Source organism: Pseudomonas sp. V98_8, assembly GCF_029967975.1.
Classification (GTDB): Bacteria; Pseudomonadota; Gammaproteobacteria; order Pseudomonadales; family Pseudomonadaceae; genus Aquipseudomonas; species Aquipseudomonas umsongensis.
On record NZ_JASCAE010000017.1, the window covers coordinates 1 to 2,524 of the forward strand.

The window sequence follows — 2,524 nt, forward strand, 5'->3', positions numbered from 1 at the left end:
AGCGGGCTTGCCCGCGAAAGCGCACTATCAGGCACTAAAGACTCAGCCCTTGGCCCCGGCCTCCAACATGTTCTCCGGCCGCACCCAGGCATCGAACTCTTCATCGGTCAGATACCCCAACTGCAACGCCGCCGCACGCAAGGTCAGCCCTTCGCTGTAAGCCTTCTTGGCAATCTCCGCCGATTTGTCATAACCAATGTGCGGGTTCAGTGCCGTTACCAGCATCAACCCTTGTTCCAGATGCTCAGCCATTTTCCCTGAGTCCGGTTCCAGGCCGGCGATGCAGTGCTGCTGGAAGTTGCTGCAGCCATCGGCCAGCAAGCGGATCGATTGCAGCAGGTTGTGGATGATCACCGGCTTGAACACATTGAGCTGCAAGTGACCCTGGCTCGCCGCGAAGCCGATGGTCACGTCGTTGCCCAAGACCTGGCAGGCCAGCATCGACAGTGCTTCGCACTGGGTCGGATTGACCTTGCCCGGCATGATCGAGCTGCCTGGTTCGTTGGCCGGCAGTTTCACTTCGGCGAAGCCGGCGCGCGGGCCGGAGCCCAGCAAGCGCAAGTCATTGGCAATTTTCATCAGCGTCACGGCGAGGGTTTTCAACGCGCCGGACAGTGAGGTCAGCGGCTCATGGCCGGCCAGGGCCGCAAACTTGTTGGGCGCGGTGATGAACGGCAAGCCGGAAAGCGCGGCAAGTTCCGCGGCGATCGCTTCACCGAAGCCGTGGGGCGAGTTCAGCCCGGTACCGACCGCCGTGCCGCCCTGGGCCAGTTCACAGACCGCGGGCAGCGCGCTGCGGATCGCCCGTTCAGCGTAATCGAGCTGGGCGATGAACGCCGAGACTTCCTGGCCAAAGGTGATGGGGGTGGCGTCCATCATGTGGGTGCGGCCGGTCTTGACCAGTTTCATGTGGCGCGCTGATAGCTCGGCCAGGCCACCGGACAGCTCACTGATCGCCGGCAGCAAGTGTTGTTGCACCGCCTGTACGGTGGCGATGTGCATGGCTGTGGGGAAACAGTCGTTGGAACTCTGGGAACGGTTGACGTGATCGTTGGGGTGCACCGGGGACTTGCCGCCACGCGGGTTGCCGGCCAGCTCGTTGGCGCGCCCGGCGATCACTTCGTTGACGTTCATGTTGCTCTGGGTGCCGCTGCCCGTCTGCCAGACCACCAGCGGGAACTGATCGTCATGCTCGCCGTCGAGCACTTCATCGGCCGCCTGTTCGATCAGCCTGGCAATGTCGGCGGGCAAATCACCATTACGGTCGTTGACTCGTGCCGCCGCTTTCTTGATCAATGCCAAGGCGTGCAGTAGCGCCAGCGGCATCCGTTCGTCGCCGATGGCGAAGTTGACCAGCGAGCGTTGCGTTTGAGCACCCCAATAGGCCTCATCCGGGACTTCCACCTGGCCCAGGCTGTCGGTTTCGATTCGGCTCATCATGCACACTCCTGTAGGTCTGATTGCGCAGTTTAGGCCGTGATCGCCGGCCGTGGTTCCATCAGTCTGGAATCTGCTGATTCAACCCGTCTAAATCAGGCGCGACAAGGCTTGGGGTTGAGCGGCAGAGTTTTTTAGGCGCAGAATGGACGTCCTTGGGGTTTTACCTCGCCTGCTAGAAAAGGAAACTCGATGACTCGTCTTCGTGCCATCTGTACCGCGGTTGCACTGGTCTGCGCCAGCGGCCCTGTTTTTGCCGATACCGCCAGCCACAACGCCAGTGCCGAGGCTTTCCTGACCCTGGCGCATGCCGACAAACTGGGTACTCCGGTGTACATGCAAGTACAGCAGATGTTTGCCCAGCGCTTCCAGCAAACCAAAGCCCCCGAGTCGAAAAAAGCCGTACTGGAAACCTACCAGGCCAAGGCCAACGCCGCTCTGGACCAAGCCATTGGCTGGAACAAGCTGAAACCGGACATGGTCAAGCTCTACACCACCAACTTCACCGAGTCTGAGCTCAAGGACCTGGTCGCGTTCTACCAGTCGCCATTGGGCAAGAAAGTCCTGGAGAAAATGCCGCAGCTGACCCAGCAATCGGCGCAAATGACACAGGCCAAACTGGAAAGCGCGGTGCCTGTGGTCAACAAGCTGCTGGCTGACATGACCGCCGAGCTGGAGCCTAAAGGCGCCGCTCCCGCCAAGAAAAAGCCTTGAACCGGAGTTGGGCATGACCATGCAACAACGCATTGAATCGACACTGGGTTTGCTACAGCCCGAGTATTTGCAGGTGCTTGATGAAAGCCACATGCACAGCCGTGGTTTGCAAACACACTTCAAGGCCGTGGTGGTCAGTTCGCAGTTCGAAGGCTTGAACCGGGTCAAGCGCCACCAGAAAGTCTACGGCACGCTCGGCGAGCTGATGGGCGAGTTCCATGCCTTGGCGCTGCATACCTACACGCCTGGGGAATGGGCGCAAATCGACGCGGCCCCGGCCTCGCCGACTTGTGCCGGTGGCAGCAAACACTGACACCCCCTGTAGGAGCCGGCTTGCTGGCGATAGCATCACCGCGGTGATGCTATCGCCAGC

The 2,524-nt window shown here is 60.7% G+C and carries 3 protein-coding genes; 2 read left to right on the forward strand and 1 reads right to left on the reverse strand.

Annotated elements, in window-relative coordinates; genetic code table 11:
- Positions 1-42 precede the first annotated feature (42 nt).
- Complete coding sequence (locus QLG10_RS07855; protein ID WP_282486607.1) at positions 43-1,437, reverse strand: class II fumarate hydratase; 1,395 nt, start codon at positions 1,435-1,437, stop codon at positions 43-45.
- Positions 1,438-1,629: 192 nt separating this feature from the next.
- Here QLG10_RS07855 and QLG10_RS07860 point away from each other — a divergent pair, with 192 nt between their 5' ends.
- Both QLG10_RS07860 and QLG10_RS07865 read left to right on the forward strand, forming a co-directional pair.
- The gene (locus QLG10_RS07860; RefSeq protein WP_020799991.1) at positions 1,630-2,151 is read left to right on the forward strand and encodes a DUF2059 domain-containing protein; all 522 of its coding nucleotides are present in this window, start codon (positions 1,630-1,632) and stop codon (positions 2,149-2,151) included.
- A 13-nt stretch (positions 2,152-2,164) separates the two neighbouring features.
- On the forward strand, positions 2,165-2,464 hold the full coding sequence (locus QLG10_RS07865; RefSeq protein WP_110749734.1) for a BolA family protein: 300 nt from the start codon (positions 2,165-2,167) through the stop codon (positions 2,462-2,464).
- Positions 2,465-2,524: the final 60 nt, after the last annotated feature.

Bases quoted from the DNA above. Each gene is read 5' to 3' on its own strand.
- QLG10_RS07855 (WP_282486607.1), bottom strand. From the start codon at position 1,437: ATGAGCCGAATCGAAACCGACAGCCTGGGCCAGGTGGAAGTCCCGGAT.
- QLG10_RS07860 (WP_020799991.1), top strand. From the start codon at position 1,630: ATGACTCGTCTTCGTGCCATCTGTACCGCGGTTGCACTGGTCTGCGCC.
- QLG10_RS07865 (WP_110749734.1), top strand. From the start codon at position 2,165: ATGACCATGCAACAACGCATTGAATCGACACTGGGTTTGCTACAGCCC.